The following is an 18,261-nucleotide window of genomic DNA, read 5'->3' as shown; positions in this document are numbered from 1 at the left end:
AAAGACGGCTCCCCGCAACAGAGCGGGGAGCCGTCTTCGAGCAGTACCTATGCGCGGCTGCCGTAGTTCCGCCACACGCCGGCGGGCTGGCGCTCGCCGACGCCGTCGCGGCGGTAGTCGCAGACGCCCGTCGGGAAGGTCTTCTTCAGAGAAGCCTTCTCCGCCGCGGTGAAGCGAACCGGGTAGGAGTTGAAGTCCAGCGGCTTCGTCTGGCACTTCAGCACGTCCATGGCCAACCCTTCACCAGCCGCCATCCGGGTGTTCTCCGCGACCGGGTAAAGCGCACCGCACTGGCCTGACGACGGGTCGGTCAGCTTCTCCTGCACGCGCTGGGTTGCGGAGAGGTAGCAGCCGTCCGAGAGGTCCCGAGGTCGGTTGGCAATAACGCGAGCAGCGGCACTGCGGCCCGAGTGGTCAGCGGAAATCGCCGTCAGCCAGCGGTCCATCGCGTTCAGCTCGTAAGCGCTCGCCGCTGCCTGCTCGCCGGCAGTCGGGTGGTTGGCGATGATCACCTGGTTGGCCGCGGTGCCATTGGCCGCGAGCAACCGCTGCCGCAGCACGAAGGACCACTCCGAAGTGTGGATGTCGTTACCCGCGCCGGCCAGGTCGAGGTCCGTCCGCTGATCGATGATCGGCGTTGAAGCCAAGCCCTGCGACGCGGAGTTGAAGATGTCGTCGCGGTACAGCGCGTCCAGGGCCTTCGGGTCGGCCGAGGACCGGGCGGCCACCGGCTTGCCCGTGTAGTCCAAGCCGCCGATCGAGGCGTTCAGGGACACGAACTGCGCGGCCGAGATCGCTCCCGACTTCAACGCGTCCAACCCGTACTGCACCCCGACGTTGTCCAGCGTGTTCCGCACGAAACCGGTGCGCGGGTCGCGGCCCAGCTGGTTCGCGAACTGCTCGTTCGAGTTGCAGATCACGCCGTGCGGATTCGTCACCGGGTCCCAGCGAACGGAAACCGGGATCGCCGAGTTGCAGCTGTCCGTGGCCGTCGCGCGGCTGGCGAAGGTGGCGTCCCACGAAAGGCACGAAGAGTACGAGTTCCAGCCGGCCACGGCGAGCTTTTGGGCGTCTGTAAAGGAAGCCGTCGCGAAGTACCGGTTCAGCAACCGGCAGTCCGCCACCGGACCGGCCGTGGTGATCGGGTCCGGAAAGGACACGCCGGGGATGATGCCGTCGACGATGCCGGGGTAGTTCTCGGCGATGTCGTACTGCTGGATGGCCCCGCCGGAGCCGCCCCAGCCGATGGTGTGCTGCACGGGACCATACGTCTCGATGAAGTGTTCCTTCACCATCATCGCGGCTTCGGCCGAGATGATCGGGCTGCAGTTGTTGTCGAGCACGTTCAGGCTCGACGACGCGACCGCGTAGCCCTGCGAGAGGAACAGGTCGTTGACCACGCCGCCGGTTCCGTTGCCCTGGTGGTAGCCGGAGTTGCAGCCGCCGCCGAAGGTGTAGACCAGTTTGCCGTTCCAGCCCGGAGTGGCGACGAACGGTGACGGCGTGGCCGGCCCGGACGCCAGCGCGGCGATCTCGTACACCGCGCGGTCGATCGTGCCGCGTTCGATCCGCACGATGTAGGGCGCGCCGTTGGTCGCCGTGGCGAGGTCGGCCGGGCGGCCGGCGGGATCGGCCAGCGCGACGAACTTGCCCGCGGTGTTCTTGTACTGGTAGGTAACCTGAGTCGGCGCGCTGCACAGCGGCATGGTCGCGGGCGGCAGGCCGAACGCCGTGGTCTCGCAGTAGAACGGCTTCTGCTGCGCCCCGGAGAACACCGGGCCGGTGATCGAGTGGTTCACCACGCGCACGCTCGCGCGATCGTGCCCGGTCGTCGCGACCAGGTCCGTCGGCCCGTTGCGCAGTCCGGTGACGAGACCGAGCAGGCTGCCGTCCCGCGACGCGTGGAAGGCCCGCGTGACGTCATGGCCGCCCGCCGAGACACGAACAGTGGAGCGCGTGTCCGGCGGCGTGACTCTGACCAGGACCTGACCTCCGCTGACCAGATCGGGCCGCGGGTTGGAGACGGTCGTGATGGCCAACCGAGCATGCCCGCCCGGTTGCGCGACGGCCGAGGTCGCCGCTGTGGTGAGGAGGACCGGCACGGCCAGAGCGGCCACTACCGCGGTCGAGCGCCAAGTACGGTTTCTCAACTTCGCACCTCGTTGCTCACGGCACCGCTCGGGTGCGGTGCCACGCAAGTGCCGGGTATAGCACGCATTACTTAGCCAGAACAACATTCGGCCACCCCGTTGATCATCCCCGCTGGATCAAGCTTCGGTAACCGCGAACTCGGCCCGATAACAGGTCTGGGCAAGCCAGGGAGATGTCTGTACTGTTCGTCGCGTCCGAATCGGATTCTGCTTTGCCGGTGTCACTGCAACGAGGCGGTGGGGTGAGCGTGGTCGAGGATCCTGTACTCCTGCGCGCGGAGGGGCTCTGCGTCTCCTTCGGCGGGCTCGAAGTGCTCAGGCAAGTTTCGCTGGAGGTCCACGCCGGGTGTGTACTCGGCGTCATCGGCCCGAACGGCGCGGGCAAGACCACGCTGTTCAACACGATCTGCGGGTTCGTCCGGCCCGACTCCGGCACGATCACCTTCGCCGGTGAAGCCCTCGAGCGCCCACGACCCGAGCGGCTCACGCGCCACGGCATCGCCCGCACGTTGCAAGGACTCGGTCTGTTCGCCGGATTGACGGTGCTGGACAACGTGGTCGCGGGCGCTACGCACCGCTCCCGCACGAGCATTGGCGGCGCGCTCCTCGCGTCGCCCTGGGCCGACCGCGACGAACGCGCCCTCGCCGCCCGCGCGCTGGAGGTGCTGCGCGAGCTCGGGATCGACGGTGACGCGAAGCGGATCTGCGCCGGCTTGCCCTACGGGGTGCGCAAACGCGTCGCTCTCGCCCGCGCCCTGGTGAGCGAGCCCCGGTTGCTGCTGCTCGACGAACCGGCGGCCGGCCTGTCGGCGACGGAGGTCGGCGAGCTGGCCGACCTCGTCCGCGGCCTGGCGCCGGCGACGACCGTGATGCTCGTCGAGCACCACATGGACTTCGTGATGAACCTGTGCGACCGGCTCGTGGTGCTCGACTTCGGTGAGGTCATCGCCCGCGGTACGCCGGCGCAGGTGCGGGCCGACGCGCAGGTGCAGCGGGCGTATCTCGGCGACCCGGTGACAGCCGCACAAGGCGGTGCGCATGCTTGACGTCAGCGGCCTCGTCGTCGACTACGGCCCGGTGCGGGCGCTCGACCACGTGGACCTGGTGGTGGAGCGGGGATCCATCACCGCGGTGCTGGGCTCGAACGGCGCCGGCAAGACCACGCTGCTGCGGGCACTCAGTGGTCTGCACCGCCCGCGTGACGGCGCCGTGCTGCTCGACGGCCACGACATCACCCGCCTGGCCCCGGAGGACCTCGTCCGCCTCGGCGTCGCCCACGTGCCCGAGGGCCGCGGCGTGATCGCCGAGCTGACGGTGGAGGAAAACCTGCGCCTCGGCGGCCTGTGGCGGCGCGAGCGCCAGTGGCTCAAAGCGGGCACCGGCGAGATGTACGACCTGTTCCCCCCGTTGGCCGAACGCCGCCACCAGCGTGCGGAAGCGCTTTCCGGCGGTGAACGCCAGATGCTCGCCATCGGCCGCGCGCTGATGAGCCGGCCCGAGCTGCTCCTGCTCGACGAACCCTCACTCGGCCTCGCACCACGGGTTTCGGCCCGGATCGTGGCCGTGCTGCGGACGCTGCGCGAGGAGAACGGCCTCACGCTGCTCCTGGTGGAACAGAACGCGGCGACCGCGCTGTCGGTCGCCGACCGGGCCGTCGTCCTGCACCTCGGCCGCAAGGTCGCCGACGACACCGCCGACACCCTCGCGGCCGACGACCGCGTGCGCCGCGCCTACCTGGAGGTGTGATGGGCCGCTTCCTCGACCTGACCCTCGCCGGGCTCACCAGCGGGGCCGTGTACTCGGCCGTCGCGCTGGCGCTCGTGCTGATCTGGCGCTCCACGCGGATCGTGAACTTCGCGCAGGGCGGCATGCTGATGATCACCACGTTCATCGCCTACACCATCGTCTCCCACGGCGGCTCCTACTGGCTGGCGCTGATCGTGGCCGTCCTCAGTGGACTGATCCTCGGCGCCGTGGTGGAACGCGTGCTCGTGCGGCCGGTGGAGAAGAGATCACCGCTCGACGCGGTGGTGGTCACCTTCGGCCTGCTCGTGCTGCTGCAGGGTGTGGCCGGGATGCTCTTCGGCGGCACCCCGCGCTCGTACCCGCCGGCGTTCGGCATCGCCGGGTTCAAGGCGGGTGACCGGCAGTTGCTGTTCGCGCCCAACGACCTGTGGATCGTGCTCGTGGTCCTGGTCGTGATGGCGGTGCTGGCGCTGGTGTTCCGCAAGACGAACCTCGGCCTGCGGATGCGGGCCTCGGCGTTCGCGCCGGAAGTCGCGCGCCTGCTCGGCGTGCGCGTCGGGCGGATGCTCACCGTCGGCTGGGCCCTGGCGGCGGCGGTCGGCGCGATCGCCGGGGTGCTCGTCGCGCCCAGCACGTTCGTGAGCCCCACGGCGTTCGACGCGGTGCTGGTGTTCGGCTTCACCGCGGCGGTGATCGGCGGCCTCGACAGCCCGCCGGGCGCCGTCGTCGGCGGGCTCGCGCTCGGCATCGTGCTCAGCTACGTGGCCGGCTACCTCGGGTCCGACATCGTCACGCTGGCCTCGCTCGTCGTCCTCATCGGGGTGCTGATGCTGCGTCCGCAAGGGCTGTTCGGTTCGACGAAGGGAAGGCGGGTATGACGGCGCTCGCCGCGGCGGCACCGGTCCGCGTCTGGCAGCGGTCCACGCTGGTCCGCCACCTCACGCTCTCGGTGCTGGGCCTGATCGTGCTGTACTTCGTGACGACCTCGCTCGACTCGTTCGCGAACCTCCAGTTCGCCCAGATCTGCTACACCGCCATCGCGACGGCGGGCCTGACTGTCCTCTCCGGACTGTCCGGCCAGATCTCCCTCGGCCACGGTGCGTTCGTGGCCGTCGGCGCCTACACCACGGCGTTGCTGCTGGAACACCTCGACTGGCCGCTCGTGCTCGTGCTGCTCGGCTCGGTGGTCGTCGGTGGCGCGCTGGGTTCGCTGGTCGGCGTGGCGGCGGCGCGGCTTCGTGGCCCGTACCTGGCGGGTGCGACGCTCGCGCTCGCCGTCGGCCTGCCTTCGCTGGCCGACTACCACGGCCTGCGCGAGCTCCTCGGCGGCGCCAACGGCCTCATCGTTACCTCCGACCCGCCTCCGCTTTCCCTCGGCGAGACCTTCCCGCTCGAACGCTGGCAGGCCTGGATCTGCGGCTTCTGCCTGGTGGTCACGTTGTTCCTGCTCGCCAACCTCACGCGCAGCCGGATCGGCCGCGACATGCGGTTGGTGCGCGAAGACGAGCAGGCCGCCGCCCTGTCGGGCGTGCACGTGGCCCGCACGCAGATCGTCACGTTCGGCATCAGCGCGGCGTTCGCGGGCCTGGCGGGCGGGCTGTTCGCGATCGTCAACAGCCTGGCCGCGCCCGGCGCGTTCACGCTGGCGCTTTCCCTGTCCCTGCTCACCGCGGCGGTGCTCGGCGGGCTCGGCAGCCTCGCCGGCGCGGTGTACGGCGCGGTGATCGTGACTCTGCTGCCCAACTGGACCGCCGACCTCGCGCAGCAGGCCGACCTGCCCCGGGCGATCTACGCGAACATCCCGCTCGTGCTCTACGGGCTGGTGCTGATCGTGGTGATCATCGCGTTCCCCGGCGGCATCCAGTCCGGGGTCCGCAAACTCGGCGCTTTGCTCAAGGCTCGTTTCGTCCGTCCACTCCAGACCCGTCAGGAGACGAGAAGATGACCGTACGCCGACCAGCATCCGTCGTGGTCGCCCTGGCCGCGGTGGTCGCCCTCACCGCCGGTGCCTGCGCCTCGGGTGGCGACGCCGCGGAGTCCACGCCCGGGATCACCGCCGACAGCGTCACCATCGGGTCCACCATCCCGCTCACGGGCACGGCCGCGCCGGGGTACAGCGAGCAGGGCCCGGCCGCGAAGGCGTTCTTCGACTACGTAAACGCCAACGGCGGGATCAACGGCCGCAAGATCACCCTCAAGTACCTCGACGACGCCTACAACCCGGCCCAGACCGTCACGCTGACCAAACAGCTCGTGTTGCAGGACAAGGTGTTCGCGATCGTCGGCTCGCTCGGCACGCCGACGCACACCAAGGTCGTGGACTTCCTCAACTCCTCGCGCGTGCCCGACCTGTTCGTCGCGTCCGGCTGCACCTGCTGGGACCAGCCGGAGAAGAATCCCTACACGTTCGGCTGGCAGCCGGACTACACGGTGGAGGGCAAGATCCTCGGCGACTACGTGAAGAAGAACCTGGCCGGCAAGAAGGTCGCGTACTTCTACCAGGACGACGACTTCGGCCGCGACGGCATGAAGGGCCTCGACAAGTACATCGACCAGAGCCTCGTCGTCTCGCGCCAGCCGTACCAGCCGGGCAACACCGACGTGGCCGCGCAGGTGTCGGCGATCGCGGCGTCGAAGGCCGACGTCGTGGTGCTCGAGGCGATCCCGGCTTACACCGCGTTGTTCAAGCTGACGTCGTTGAAGCTCGGTTACTCGCCGACGCTCGTCGCGTCCAGTGTGGGCGCCGACCCGATCACGGTGTCGGGGCTGCTGGAGAACTTCGCCAAGCAGGCGGGTTCGTCGGTGAAGGGCCAGGACCTCATCGAAGGACTGGTGACGTCGGCCTACCTGCCGCCGCTGGACGACACGAGCAACTCGTGGACCGCACTGTTCAAGAAGATCCATGACCAGTACATCCCGAACGTCCCCTTCGACGGCAACGTCTACTACGCCATGGCCTACGCCTACACGTTCACGCAGGCGCTCGCCCGCGCCGGGCAGAACCCGACGCGCCAGGGCGTGATCGACGCGCTGAAGAAGGGCGGGCTCACCGGGCCGGGCCTGGTGCCGTTCCGCTACGGCGCCGACTCGCACGCGGGCTACACCGGCGGGCAGATCGCGACCATCAAGGACGGCAAGCAGGTGTCGTCCGGAACGCCGCTCACGACCGACGACGGCGACGGTCCCGTGACCCCCTACACACAACCGCAACCTCAGGCTCCGGCCAACGGCATCCCCGCGGCGTGAGTCCGTCCGGCACAATCACGCCATGACGGAGGCGACAGGGAGCAAGCGGGCGCAAGCGACCCGCGCGGCGCTGCTCGAGGCGGCCGGTGAGGTCTTCACCGCTTCGGGCTACGACCAGGCGAGCATGGCCGCCATCGCCGAACGGGCCGGCGCCAGCATCGGCAGCCTGTACCACCACTTCGTCGCGAAGTCCGATCTGTACATCACGCTCTACAACGAATACAACCGCCGCCAGCAGCACCGGTCCGCCAAGGCGTTCCGCACGGCGCTGGCGCAGGGCGAGGAGGACGCGCTCCGGCTCTACATCTCCGGAGCGCGCGCCTACCTCGAAGGGTGCTGGCAGGAGCGCAAGCTCGCCCGGCTGTTCCTGTCCGGGAACGGCCCGGCGGGCTTCGGCCTGCTCACCCGCGAGCGGTTCCGGGAGTGGCTCACGGCCAACGCCACGCTGGTCAATGGCCACACCCGGCCGCTTTCGGACATGCTCGTGCTCTCCCTCACCGCGATGTCGACGGAGGCCGGGCGCGAGGTCGCGGCCGCTCCTTCGAAGGCGAAGGCGGGGCAGATGATCGAGGAGGTCCTCGAACTGATGGGCCGGCTCTACCCCACCTCGTGACGCAGGTCACCCAAGTCACTGTCGAGCTCTCCCCAGCAGCGCAAACCCCCGCGCCCCGGCCGGATCGGCACGCGCCCGTCCGGTTCGTCCGGGTGGCGCTCGCGCTCGTACACCAGTTTCATTCCCTATGAATGTTTCTCTCTGAGCAGTCCGGGGGCTGGACATGTGCGGGATCACGGGATGGGTGGACTACGGCCGCGACCTGGAGGCCGAGCGGGAGACGGTGGCGGCCATGACGGCCACCATGGCGTGCCGCGGGCCGGACGCGAGCGGGATGTGGTTCGACCGCCACGCGGCGTTCGGCCACCGGCGCCTGGCCATCATCGACCTCGAGCTGGGCACGCAGCCGATGACGGCCGAGGCCGGCGGCACGGTCGCGCTGACCTACAGCGGTGAGGTCTACAACTTCGCCGAACTGCGCGCGGAGCTGCAGGCGCGCGGGCACCGGTTCACCACCGGCAGCGACACCGAGGTGGTGCTGCGCGGCTACCTGGAATGGGGCACCGGCCTGGCCGAACGCCTCAACGGCATGTACGCGTTCGGGATCTGGGACCCGCGCGAGGAGCGCCTGGTCCTGATCCGCGACCGGATGGGCATCAAGCCGCTGTACTACTCGCTGCACGGCGACGGGCTGCTGTTCGGCTCCGAGCCCAAGGCGATCCTCGCGCACCCCGAGATCCGGCCCGTCGTGGAGACCGACGGCCTGCGCGAGGTCCTGTCGTTCACCAAGAACCCCGGCCAGGCGGTGTGGGCGGGTATGCGCGAGGTCGAGCCCGGCACCGTCGTGACGCTGGACCGCACCGGCCTGAAGGTGCGCCGCTACTGGCAGCTCCAGCCGGCCGAGCACCCCGACGACATCGGCGTGACCGTGCAGCATGTGCGCGAGCTGCTCGACGACATCGTGCGCCGCCAGCTCGTGGCCGACGTGCCGCGCTGCGTGCTGCTCTCGGGAGGCCTCGACTCCAGCGTCATCACCGCGCTGGCGGCGCGGCAGCTGGCCGACCAGGACGAGCGGGTGCGCAGTTTCGCGGTGGACTTCGTGGGGCAGGAGGACAACTTCGTGCCGGACGCGTTGCGGTCCACTCCGGACGCGCCGTATGTGCGTGACGTGCACGAGCACGTGGGCTCGATGCACCAGGACATCGTGCTCGACTCGGCCGAGCTCGCCGACCCGGCCGTGCGCCGGACCGTGGTGCGGGCTCGCGACCTGCCGACGGGGCTCGGGGACATGGACGGCTCCCTGTACCTGCTGTTCCGCGCGATCCGCGAGCGCTCCACTGTCGCGTTGTCCGGTGAGTCGGCCGACGAGGTCTTCGGTGGTTACGCGTGGTTCCACGACCCGAAGGTGCAGCAGGCCGACACCTTCCCGTGGCTCGCGCGGCGGCTGCAGTCGGGCGAACGCGGGGTGAGCCAGATCTTCGCCGAGGGCGTGCGGTCCTCTTTGGACCTTGCCACCCACCTGCGCGACTCGTACTCGGCGGCGGTCGCGGAGGCCGGCACGCGGCCCGGCGAGACCGAGCACGAGCGTCGCATGCGCGTGATCGGCTACCTGCACCTCACGCGGTTCGTGCGCATCCTGCTCGACCGCAAGGACCGCCTGAGCATGGCGACCGGCCTCGAGGTGCGCGTGCCGTTCTGCGACCACCGGCTCGTGGAGTACGTCTACAACACGCCGTGGACGGCGAAGACGTTCGACGGCCGCGAGAAGAGCCTGCTCCGCGCGGCGGCCCGCGACGTCCTGCCGGTGTCGGTGGCCGAACGGGTCAAGAGCCCGTACCCGTCGACCCAGGACCCGAAGTACCTCGAAGCCCTGCGCGACCAGGTCGGCGACCTGCTGGCCGCGCCGGCGCACCCCGTGTTCGACCTGTTCGACCGCGGCCTGGTGACGAGGCTGCTTGCCCGGGAGGACACCGTGCCCTTCCTCCGGCCACTCGTGGAGCGTGTGCTGAACTTCGCGACCTGGTTCGATCTGTACTCACCGGAGCTGCGCATCCGGTGAGGTGACCACGAGGGTGAGGAGCGGGCCATGGCGGGCGAGTCGCCGGACGTCGACGCCGACGAGGCGTTCCAGTTCGTGCTGTCGCTGTACCGGCTGCTGCGCGAGCTGCACCGGGCCGCGCCGCCCGACAACCTGCCGCGCACGCAGCTGCTGGTGCTCGCCAAGCTGGCCCGCTCCGGACCCCTGCGCATCGGGACGCTCGCCGAGGAGGTCGGCTGTTCCCAGCCCACGGCCACCAAGGTCGTGCACGCCATGGAGGAGGCCGGCTTCGTCGCGCGCGCGGCCGACGCGGGCGACAAGCGCGTGAGCTACGTGCACCTCACCGAGCAGGGCCGGCGGCGGCTCGGCGCCGTGGTGCGCGATGAGTCACGGGTGCTCGTGGAGCGGTTCGGCGACCTCGAACAGGACGAGGTCGAGCTGCTGCTCAAGGCGGGCGCGGTGCTGCGCCGGATGACCGACGGCGCGGAAACTGATGTTCGACAAATTCCTCGCGAGCCGCAATAGTTACGAAGCCGATCAAAAGCAGGCGGGTACTCACCGGCGGTCGCCTCGTCTGGCAACCGTTCCCGCCGTGGCTGTGGTCGGTTCGTAGCCGGCGGCAGACCAGCGTGAGATGCAGCGCGGTCTCGAGGAGGAGACGGTCGAATGTTCGCTGAACCCGACGTCGAACGCGAGGACCGGCCGGACGGGAGCGTCGTCTTCCGCTCGCGTGATCCGTTGGGCGCCTATCCGCGCAGCGTGGCCACGATGCTGCGGGACTGGGCGCGCGTGGGCCCCGATCACCCGCTGGTGGCCGAACGCGACGGCGAGGGCTGGGCGGCGCTGACCTACGGCGAGGTCCGCCGCCGCGCCGACGCGCTCGGGCAGGCGCTGCTCGACCGCGGCCTGGGGCCGGACCGGCCGGTGATGATCCTGTCGGGCAACTCCGTCGCGCACCTCGTGCTCACGCTCGGCGCGCTGACGGCCGGTGTGCCGGTGGCGCCGATCAGTGTCGCGTACTCCCTGCTCAGCGGCGACCACGCGCGGATCCGCGAGATCGCGAAGGTGCTGAAGCCGGGCCTGGTGTTCGCCGAGGACGGTGGTCCGTTCGCGAAGGCGCTCGCCGCCGTCGAGGGGCCTGCGGTAGTCCTGGCTCGCGAGACCGACGCCGTGCCGGGCGCGGAATCCCTCGACGATCTGCTGACGACTTCGCCGGGCCCGGAGCTCGAAGCCGCGTACGCCGCGACCGGACCGGACACGCTCGCGAAGGTCCTCTTCACGTCCGGCTCCACCGGTTCGCCGAAGGGCGTGCTGAACACGCACCGGATGCTGTGCGCGAACCAGCAGTCGATCCGGCAGGCGTGGCCGTTCCTGGGCGAGGAGCGGCCCGTGCTCGTCGACTGGCTGCCGTGGAGCCACACCTTCGGCGGCAACCACAACGTGGATCTGGTGCTGCACAACGGCGGCACGCTCTACGTGGACGACGGCAAACCCGCGCCGCAGCTGTTCGGCCGCAGCCTGGAGAACCTGCGCTCGGCGCAGCCCACGCTGTACTTCAACGTGCCCGCCGGCTACGCGCAGCTGGTGCCCGTGCTGGAGCAGGATCCCGACTTCGCGCGCGTGTTCTTCTCTCGGCTGCGGTTGCTGTTCAACGCGGCGGCCGCGTTGCCGGCGGCGTTGCGCACGCGCCTGGCGGACGCGGCCAGGGCAGCCGGTGCCGACGTGCCGCTGACGAGCTCGTGGGGCGCGACCGAGACCGCGCCCGCCGTGACGAGCGCGCACTTCCCGTTCGACGACTCGCGGTGCATCGGTGTGCCGTTGCCCGGGCTCGAGGTCAAGCTCGCGCCCGTCGGCGAGGCGCGCGAGATCCGCGTGCGCGGCGCCTCCGTGACGCCCGGCTACCTGCACCGGCCCGACCTCACGGCCGCGGCCTTCGACGAGGAAGGCTTCTACCGCACAGGCGACGCCGCCGTGCCGGCCTCGGACGACCCCGACTCCGGGCTGCTGTTCGGCGGCCGTATCGCGGAGGACTTCAAGCTCGACACGGGCACCTTCGTCCGCGTCGGCGCGCTGCGCACGGCGTTGCTCTCGGCCGTGCCCCGCTGTCCGACGCCGTGATCGCGGGGGAGAACCGCTCGTACGTCAGTGCGCTGGCCTGGCTCAACCAGGCCGAAGCCCGGGCGTTGTTCGCGGGTTCGCTCGAGGCCTCGGACGGCTGCGTGGTGCACGCCGAGCTGCGCGCGCACGTGGGGAAGCTGCTGGCGGCGATGAACGCCGCGGCGGGGTCGGCGGGCCGCGTCGAGCGGCTCGTGGTGCTGGCCGAGCCACCGGACCTCGACGCGGGCGAGATCACGGACAAGGGCTACCTCAACCAGCGTCGAGTGCTGGCCCGCCGTGTGGCGTTCGTCGAGCGTCTTTACGCTGGTGAAGCGGACGCCGCGGTGATCGTCGCGGGGTGATCATTTGGTGATACGTCAACAAATTGGGTAGACTCCCGCCATGAGGGACGCACGCTGGCTCGACGAGCGCGAGTTGCACGTCTGGAAGGTGTTCCACCAGCTCCAGCGGTCCCTGAACGGTGCCATCGACCGGCAGCTCGTGCGCGACGCGGGGCTTTCGGGCCCGGATTACACGCTGATGGTGCCGCTCTCGGAGGCGCCCGGTGACGTGCTGCGCATGCGCGACCTCGGGATGCAGATCCGGTGGGACCGCAGCCGGCTGTCGCACCACGTGAGCCGGATGGAGAAACGCGGCCTCGTCACGCGCGAAGACTGCTCGGACGACGCGCGCGGCGCCATGGTGCGCCTCACGCCGGCCGGGCGCGAAGCCATCGAGGCGGCCGCGCCCGAGCACGTGGAGACCGTGCGGCGGTACTTCTTCGAGCAGGTCGAACCCGACGAGCTCGAGGTGCTGGAACGCGTCTTCGACCGCATGGTCTCGCGCCTGAATGCGGACGACGAAGACGGCCCCTGTACGAGGTAAAGTCGGATTCGTGGCCAAAACGCGCGAGAAGCTCAGCCGCGAAACGATCGTCGACGGCGCGCTCGCCCTGGCCGATCGCGAAGGTCTCGAAGCGCTGACGATCCGCCGCCTCGCGCAGGACCACGGCGTCACGCCGATGGCGCTGTACTGGCACTTCAAGGACAAGCACGAGCTCGTGGCCGGCCTGGCCGAACGCCTGCTGGCGGACGTCTCGCTGCCGGATCCCGACGGTCCCTGGGACGCGCGGCTGCGGGCCGCGCTCGTGGCGGTGCTGGCCGCCGTGCGCCCGCACCCCGCTGTCGCGGACCTCGTCCCGCCGCGCATCCTCGAGTCCGATGCCGGCCTCACCGTGGCCGACCACGTGCTCGGCCTGCTGCGCGAAGCCGGCTTCACGGCCGAAGAAGCCGCGGAGCTCGGCGGCTACCTGCTGTGCGCCAGCATCACCCTCGTGACGGCCGAGCCCGGCGCCACCGACGTCCACCCCGCGGCTTCGCGCGAGGAGGCCGTGGAGCGCAAGCGGGTCGCGCTGGCCGCTTTGTCGCCGGAGCGCTTCCCGAACGTCTCGGCCGCGGCTGACGCGCTCGCCGCGTGTGGCGACGAGGATTCGTACTTCGCCCGCGGCGTCGACCTGCTGGTCGCGGGCGTTCGCGGCCTGCGCTGACGAGCGCGCACCACCATCGTCAGCGCACCGTGCGGGCGTGGTCAGCGCCGCGCCGCAGTCTTGCGTCATCGAAAGCCGAACCCGAGAAGGGACTCCAGCGATGACCAAGACCGTGCTCGTTTCCGGTGCCAGCGTGGCAGGGCCGTCGGCCGCTTTCTGGCTGCACCACCACGGCTACTCCGTGACCGTCGTCGAGGCGGCGCCCGAGCTGCGCCCCGGTGGCCAGGCCGTGGACTTCCGTGGCGAGCAGATGAAGCTGATCGACGCGATGGGGCTCACCGAGGAGCTGCGCAAGTACGAGACCGCGATGGGCGACCAGCTGCTGCTGAACTCTGCGGGCCGGCCGATCGTGACCGTGCCCAGCTCGTTCGCCAGCGGCGAGCTCGAGATCCTGCGCGGCGACCTCGCCCGCATCCTCTACGAGCGCACCCGGGACTACACCGAGTACGTGTTCGGCGACCGCGTCACGTCGGTCACCGAGACGGCCGACGGCGTCGAGGTGACCTTCCGCCACGGCGCGCCCCGCCGGTTCGACCTCGTGGTCGGCGCCGACGGTGTGCACTCGGGGGTGCGTACGGCCGCGTTCGGCGCGGAGGCGCGGTTCCGCAAGGACCTCGGTTACCACGTCGCCGCGTTCAGCGCGCCCAACCACCTCGGGCTCGACCACAGCGGCCTGATCTTCAACGAGCCGGGCCGCGGCGCGATGGTCTACAGCGGCCGCGACGGCGACACCGTGACCGTCATCCTCTACTTCCGCGGCGACCCGCGTGGTTACGGCCGACCGGACCCCGAACGGCAGAAGGAGATCGTGGCCGACGTCTTCGCCGGCGCGGGCTGGGAGATGCAGCGGCTGCTGAGCGCGATCGACGCCGCGCCGGACCTGTACTTCGACACCATCGGCCAGATCGGCATGGACAAGTGGTCGAAGGGCCGCGTGGTGCTGCTCGGCGACGCCGCGTGGTGCGCCGGCCCCGGCGGCTCCGGCACGGGACTGGCGATGATGGGCGCGCAGATCCTCGCAGGGGAGCTGGCGGCCGCGAACGGCGACCACGTGGCCGCGTTCGAGAAGTACGAGCAGCGCCTGCGCAAGCCGGCGCACATCGGCCAGAAGAACGGGGCCGGCTCGGGTGGGTTCCTCGTGCCGGAGAACGAGAAGAAGCTGCGCAGCCGCAACCGGATGTACCGCATGCTGACCGGCCCCCTGTTCAGCAAGGTGTTCGACTACATGAGCACCCGGGCGGCGAACGCGGTGCAGTACCGGGAGTACACCGGCAAGGTCGCGGGCTGAGAGGTTGCCTTGACGCGCACGGCAAGGTCTACCGTCGGACGCATGCGGATCGGCGAGCTCGCCCGGCGGGCGGGGACGACACCACGGGCGCTGCGCTTCTACGAGGCGCAGGGGCTGCTGCCGGCGGGGCGGTCGGCGAACGGGTACCGGGAATACGACGAGGACGACCTGCGGCTGGTCAGCGAGATCCAGACGCTGCGCACGGTCGGGTTCACCCTCGAAGACACCCGCCCGTTCGTCGACTGCCTGCGCACCGGCCACGAGTCCGGCGACGCCTGCCCGGCCTCGGTCGAGGTGTACCGGCGCAAGCTCGAGGAAGTCGAGAAGTGCCTGGCCGACCTCGGTGCCGTGCGGACCGCGCTGATGGACAAGCTCGCCGAGGCTTCGGCCCGGCGCGACCCCTGCGTTGCCGAGGAGACCCGATGACCACCGATGCGACCTTCGCCGCCGACGTCCTCGACCACGACAAGCCGGTGCTCGTGGACTTCTGGGCCGAGTGGTGCCCGCCGTGCCGGATGATCGCGCCGGTGCTGGCCGAGATCGCGGCCGAGCGGGCGGATTCCCTGACGGTGCACCAGATCGACACCGATCTCAACCCTGAGACGGCGCGGAAGTACCAGGTCATGTCGCTGCCCACGCTCATCCTGTTCCGCGGCGGCGAACCGGTGCACACCATTGTCGGCGCCCGTTCGAAAACCCGGCTGCTCGCCGATCTCGACAACGTTTTGGGAACCACGCCTGTCGCACTGTGAAAACCTCGCCGACCCGGTAGAAGATGGTGGTGGACCAGACCGGGGAGGCAACCGTGAACACCCTTGTGCGCTCGTTCCTCTTCCTCCGCCGCGCGATCGGCGTGCTCGGCCTCGCGCTGCCGTTCGTGGTGATCCTCGGCAAGCAGCTGCTGCAAGGCGGCGGCCTGCAGGGTTCGCTCAGCGGCTACTACTACACCGACACGCGCAATGTCTTCGTCGGCACGATGTGCGCCATCGGCGTTTTCCTCGTCTCCTACCGGGGTTACGGGCGGATCGACGACATCGCCGGCAACGTCGCGGCGGTCGCGGCCATCGGCGTCGCGCTCTTCCCGACCAGCCCGGCCTCGCCGACGGGCACCGAGCGCGCGATCGGCATGGCGCACCTCGTGTTCGCCGCGATCTTCTTCCTGACGCTGGCGTTCTTCTGCTTCTTCCTGTTCACCAAGTCCGCCGATCCGTCGCCGACCTCACGCAAAGCCGTGCGCAACGTCGTCTACCGCGTGTGCGGTGGCGTGATGCTGGTGGCGCTGGCGCTGATCGTCATCGACGCGCTCTTCTTCGGCGCGGCGACGGCTTCACTGCACCCGACGGTGTGGCTGGAATCCCTCGCGGTGATCGCGTTCGGCGTCTCGTGGCTGGTGAAGGGTGAGGCGCTGCTGGCCGACCTGCCACACGACCGCGGCGAACTGGTCCAGGCCTGACCGCGGTCCACTTCGGACGAAAGTGGTTCAGTTCAGCCGGCCGTAGGCGGCCGAAACCTGGGTCAGCCACTCGACTTCCGCGGCGAACGTCTTGGCGTCGTGGTCGTCGAAGCTGCCGTTGTCGTGGCTGTGCGCCGGGGTGACGCCCGAGTTCTTCGCCCGGAGCGCGTGCTTGATCTTCGTGGCCTCGACCAGCGCCTGGTTCGCCGCTTCGGCCGGGGAGGACTCGGTGCGGTCCATGTACGGCCGCAGTGCCCGCCAGCCGTCGCGGATCTCGATCACGCGCCGGTGCAGGCGGTAGTGCAGGTCGGACCACTGGCGGTCGGCGCTGGACGGCGGCTCCAGCGCGATGCCCGGCGACGACTCGTAGAGCGAGTGCCACAGCGGGTAGAGCGCGCGGTAGGAGCTGTAGTTCCGGCCCCACGCAAGGAGGTTCGACACGTGCCCGCCCCACGACGGCATGGTCAGCCCGAGCGACACGATCACGATGCCGAGCGCGCTGAACAACGACGCGGCGATCGCCCACGGCCCGACCGACAGGCCGAACATGGGGCTCACGATGTTCACCGTGCGCGCGGCGCAGTAGAGGAACAGCACCACCGCGCCGACCGCGAGCATCCGCAAAGCGCGGCGCAGCCACGGTTTCGTGGTGCTTCGCGCGTACGGGATGCACTGGCGGTAGATCGTCACGCACGGCACGGCCTGCGAGACGATGAACAGCAACAGGTAGACGAGGATGACCGGATCGCTGCTGCCGGTGCCGAACGCCGACGCCGGCGTGCCGGGTCGGTTGCCGATGAAGAACAGCACCGTGAGCACCACGCACAGCACGACGCCGGCGATGATCCACGCCCGGATCGCGCGCCGCACCTCCGAGAGCGGGTTCGCCCACTGCATCAGCAGGATCTGCGCGCTGATGCAGTAGGCGACCGCCGAGAGGTGCAGGACGAGGATGGCCAGGTTCTGCACGCCGAAGAACGTCACGACGCTGAGCGACACCGCACCCATCGTGAACGTGAGGCACTGCAGCACCAGCGTCACCATCATCGTGACGTACCCGATGTCACCCCAGCCGCGCCGGATCGACGCGAGCTTGTAGAGGAACGCGGCGTACGACGACACCGCGGACGACGCGAAGAGCACGATCTTCAGCGCGTTCACACCAGACCACCCCAGTTGTGTACTGTATCGATTGTTACTAATCCGACCACAGTCACGGCCGAATGGCTTCGTAGCAACGGTTACGCGCCGCGTGGGGGGGCGGCCTACTTCTGGCCGGATGAGTAACTCGAGATTCAGGCGTTCACGGCCTCGCGCCGGCTGCCTTCGAGCGGCACGGCCAGACCGACGGCTTCCGCGGCCACGGCCACCGCGTAGTCGAAGAAGGCCGACTGGTCGGCAACGCTGTCGTGCGTGCGGCTGAACACCTGGAACACCAGCAGGCCGATCAGGTTGCTCCACAGCACGATCCCGCGTTCGAGCAGATCGCCGTACGGAGCCTCGGGCTGTCCGCCGAAGAGCGCGACGGCCTCGGCGGTCACGAGCGTCGGACCGGGCAACGGCCGGCTCGGCGGCGTGAGGGATCCGGCCGCCAGCGCGGAACGCAGCACCACGGCGAGCGCGGCGGGCGTGCGCGACGCCGGGCCCACTGTGGTCTCCGGCGCGGCGTAGCCGGGCACGGGCGAGCCGTAGAGCAAGGCGAACTCGGCCGGGTTCGCGAGCGACCATTCGCGCAATGCGCGGGTGACGGCCAGCAGGCGCGCGCCGGGATCCGTTTCCCGCTCGCCGGGATCGGCCTGTTCCATGGCCTCGCCCGAGGCGTTGTAAGCGTCGATGATCAATGCGGTCAGGAGATCGTCACGATCTCCGAAAACCGGCTGCACCTCGGCCACGGTCACGCCACTCCCGACGGCCACCGTCTGCAGCGTCAGGCCGGTCGCACCGGTCTCGGCGAGCTGACGGCGAGCCGTGTCCTTGACGAGCCGGGGGAGATCTTCAGAAGACATAGGCATCCTTGTCGGAACTGTCCATGATCGGCGACCCTACACCAACGCCCGTCGGCCGCCTAGGGTCCGAAAAGCGGCTCCGGCCACCGGGAAGACTCGAGAGAAGAGCACTGAGAAGTCCCTGTGAATCGGATTAAT

The 18,261-nt window shown here is 69.8% G+C and carries 19 protein-coding genes; 16 read left to right on the top strand and 3 right to left on the bottom strand.

What is annotated here, in order from left to right:
* Positions 1–47 precede the first annotated feature (47 nt).
* On the bottom strand, positions 48–2,150 hold the full coding sequence (locus tag AB0K15_RS36450; RefSeq protein ID WP_364061246.1) for a DUF6351 family protein: 2,103 nt from the start codon (positions 2,148–2,150) through the stop codon (positions 48–50).
* Positions 2,151–2,392: 242 nt separating this feature from the next.
* On the opposite strand from AB0K15_RS36450, the gene AB0K15_RS36445 reads away from it, so the two are divergent.
* From AB0K15_RS36445 to AB0K15_RS36370, 16 genes are all read left to right on the top strand, one after another.
* On the top strand, positions 2,393–3,196 hold the full coding sequence (locus AB0K15_RS36445; RefSeq protein ID WP_364061243.1) for an ABC transporter ATP-binding protein: 804 nt from the start codon (positions 2,393–2,395) through the stop codon (positions 3,194–3,196).
* A complete protein-coding gene (locus tag AB0K15_RS36440) occupies positions 3,189–3,896 on the top strand; it encodes an ABC transporter ATP-binding protein (RefSeq protein ID WP_364061240.1) in 708 nt (235 codons plus the stop codon). Before AB0K15_RS36445 ends, AB0K15_RS36440 begins: the two co-directional genes overlap by 8 nt.
* Positions 3,896–4,774, top strand: a complete 879-nt coding sequence (locus AB0K15_RS36435) for a branched-chain amino acid ABC transporter permease (protein ID WP_364061237.1) — start codon at positions 3,896–3,898, stop codon at positions 4,772–4,774. The genes AB0K15_RS36440 and AB0K15_RS36435 overlap by 1 nt, the downstream gene beginning before the upstream one ends.
* Positions 4,771–5,841, top strand: a complete 1,071-nt coding sequence (locus AB0K15_RS36430) for a branched-chain amino acid ABC transporter permease (RefSeq protein WP_364061234.1) — start codon at positions 4,771–4,773, stop codon at positions 5,839–5,841. The genes AB0K15_RS36435 and AB0K15_RS36430 overlap by 4 nt, the downstream gene beginning before the upstream one ends.
* A complete protein-coding gene (locus AB0K15_RS36425) occupies positions 5,838–7,142 on the top strand; it encodes an ABC transporter substrate-binding protein (protein WP_364061231.1) in 1,305 nt (434 codons plus the stop codon). The genes AB0K15_RS36430 and AB0K15_RS36425 overlap by 4 nt, the downstream gene beginning before the upstream one ends.
* A 22-nt stretch (positions 7,143–7,164) precedes the next feature.
* Positions 7,165–7,755 (top strand): TetR/AcrR family transcriptional regulator, encoded by a 591-nt coding sequence (locus AB0K15_RS36420; RefSeq protein ID WP_360594985.1) that lies wholly within the window; start codon positions 7,165–7,167, stop codon positions 7,753–7,755.
* Positions 7,756–7,918: 163 nt separating this feature from the next.
* Complete coding sequence (asnB, locus tag AB0K15_RS36415) at positions 7,919–9,754, top strand: asparagine synthase (glutamine-hydrolyzing) (RefSeq protein WP_364061228.1); 1,836 nt, start codon at positions 7,919–7,921, stop codon at positions 9,752–9,754.
* Between the two features lie 27 nt (positions 9,755–9,781).
* Entirely contained in the window at positions 9,782–10,258 is a 477-nt protein-coding gene (locus AB0K15_RS36410; RefSeq protein WP_364061225.1) for a MarR family transcriptional regulator, read from the top strand.
* A gap of 141 nt (positions 10,259–10,399) precedes the next feature.
* On the top strand, positions 10,400–11,851 hold the full coding sequence (locus AB0K15_RS36405; RefSeq protein WP_364061222.1) for an AMP-binding protein: 1,452 nt from the start codon (positions 10,400–10,402) through the stop codon (positions 11,849–11,851).
* Entirely contained in the window at positions 11,848–12,192 is a 345-nt protein-coding gene (locus AB0K15_RS36400) for a hypothetical protein (RefSeq protein WP_364061219.1), read from the top strand. The genes AB0K15_RS36405 and AB0K15_RS36400 overlap by 4 nt, the downstream gene beginning before the upstream one ends.
* A gap of 40 nt (positions 12,193–12,232) precedes the next feature.
* A complete protein-coding gene (locus AB0K15_RS36395; RefSeq protein WP_364061216.1) occupies positions 12,233–12,715 on the top strand; it encodes a MarR family winged helix-turn-helix transcriptional regulator in 483 nt (160 codons plus the stop codon).
* Positions 12,716–12,725: 10 nt separating this feature from the next.
* A complete protein-coding gene (locus tag AB0K15_RS36390) occupies positions 12,726–13,376 on the top strand; it encodes a TetR/AcrR family transcriptional regulator C-terminal domain-containing protein (protein WP_364061213.1) in 651 nt (216 codons plus the stop codon).
* Positions 13,377–13,476: 100 nt separating this feature from the next.
* On the top strand, positions 13,477–14,664 hold the full coding sequence (locus AB0K15_RS36385) for an FAD-dependent monooxygenase (protein ID WP_364061210.1): 1,188 nt from the start codon (positions 13,477–13,479) through the stop codon (positions 14,662–14,664).
* Positions 14,665–14,706: 42 nt separating this feature from the next.
* Complete coding sequence (locus AB0K15_RS36380; RefSeq protein ID WP_364061207.1) at positions 14,707–15,090, top strand: MerR family transcriptional regulator; 384 nt, start codon at positions 14,707–14,709, stop codon at positions 15,088–15,090.
* Positions 15,087–15,416, top strand: coding sequence for a thioredoxin (gene trxA, locus AB0K15_RS36375; RefSeq protein WP_364061204.1), 330 nt, complete (start codon positions 15,087–15,089; stop codon positions 15,414–15,416). The genes AB0K15_RS36380 and trxA overlap by 4 nt, the downstream gene beginning before the upstream one ends.
* A gap of 53 nt (positions 15,417–15,469) precedes the next feature.
* A complete protein-coding gene (locus AB0K15_RS36370; protein WP_364061201.1) occupies positions 15,470–16,117 on the top strand; it encodes a DUF998 domain-containing protein in 648 nt (215 codons plus the stop codon).
* 27 nt (positions 16,118–16,144) lie between these two features.
* Here AB0K15_RS36370 and AB0K15_RS36365 read toward each other — a convergent pair whose 3' ends face one another.
* Together AB0K15_RS36365 and AB0K15_RS36360 are read right to left on the bottom strand one after the other, a co-directional pair.
* Positions 16,145–17,278 (bottom strand): MAB_1171c family putative transporter, encoded by a 1,134-nt coding sequence (locus AB0K15_RS36365; protein ID WP_364061198.1) that lies wholly within the window; start codon positions 17,276–17,278, stop codon positions 16,145–16,147.
* A gap of 134 nt (positions 17,279–17,412) precedes the next feature.
* Positions 17,413–18,123 carry a TetR-like C-terminal domain-containing protein gene (locus AB0K15_RS36360; protein WP_364061195.1) on the bottom strand — a complete coding sequence of 237 codons (711 nt, stop codon included), beginning with the start codon at positions 18,121–18,123 and terminating at the stop codon, positions 17,413–17,415.
* Between the last annotated feature and the right edge of the window lie 138 nt (positions 18,124–18,261).

The sequence above is a fragment of the Amycolatopsis sp. NPDC049253 genome (assembly GCF_040678995.1).
GTDB lineage: Bacteria > Actinomycetota > Actinomycetes > Mycobacteriales > Pseudonocardiaceae > Amycolatopsis.
This window is presented reverse-complemented; position numbering and strand designations above follow the sequence as displayed.